Origin of the sequence: Catenulispora yoronensis (assembly GCF_039531695.1) — a bacterium.
GTDB classification, from domain to species: domain Bacteria; phylum Actinomycetota; class Actinomycetes; order Streptomycetales; family Catenulisporaceae; genus Catenulispora; species Catenulispora yoronensis.
This window is the reverse complement of the sequence record NZ_BAAAQN010000259.1, coordinates 1-512: the sequence shown is the minus strand read 5'-3', so window position 1 is coordinate 512 and position 512 is coordinate 1. Positions and strand designations below refer to the sequence as shown.

General features: G+C 52.7%; 2 protein-coding genes. Both read left to right on the top strand.

Annotated features, from left to right (window positions below; translation table 11 throughout):
- The coding region (locus tag ABD481_RS47215; protein ID WP_344672400.1) for an AraC family transcriptional regulator at window positions 1-171 on the top strand (171 nt) is incomplete at its 5' end.
- 205 nt (window positions 172-376) lie between these two features.
- A partial coding sequence (locus tag ABD481_RS47210) for a transaldolase family protein (RefSeq protein WP_344672399.1) occupies window positions 377-512 on the top strand: 136 nt, incomplete at its 3' end.

Below are 512 nucleotides of genomic sequence, written 5' to 3'. Positions count from 1 at the left end.
CTGCTGAAGGGCCACGATATGAAAGTGAAAGACATCGCCCACGCCTGCGGCTTCGCCCACAGCAACTACTTCTGCCGCCTGTTCCGCAAAACTACGGAACGCTCGCCGTCTGAATACCGCCGCCAGTACCATAGCCAGCTGACGGAAAAAGCATCCCCGGTAAAAAACTAGATTTTTGTGTGTTAAACCTGACTTTTGTGCGCGCTATAGTTACCTCCCATCCCAGCCAGCACCGATAAATGTGATCTAAATCATCCTTAATCACGATGCGTACATTTATCCAGTTTTTGGCAAATTTGTCATCTGGCGATCCTTCGAACGAAAGCCGTATGCTTACCTCAACGACAGCACCGAATTAAGCATTGAGGAAAACACAATGGAACTCTATCTGGATACCGCCAACGTCGCCGAAGTGGAACGCCTGGCCCGCATCTACCCGCTGGCCGGGGTAACCACCAACCCGAGCATTATCGCCGCCGGTAAAGTCCCGGTCTGGGATGTGCTGCCGCGCC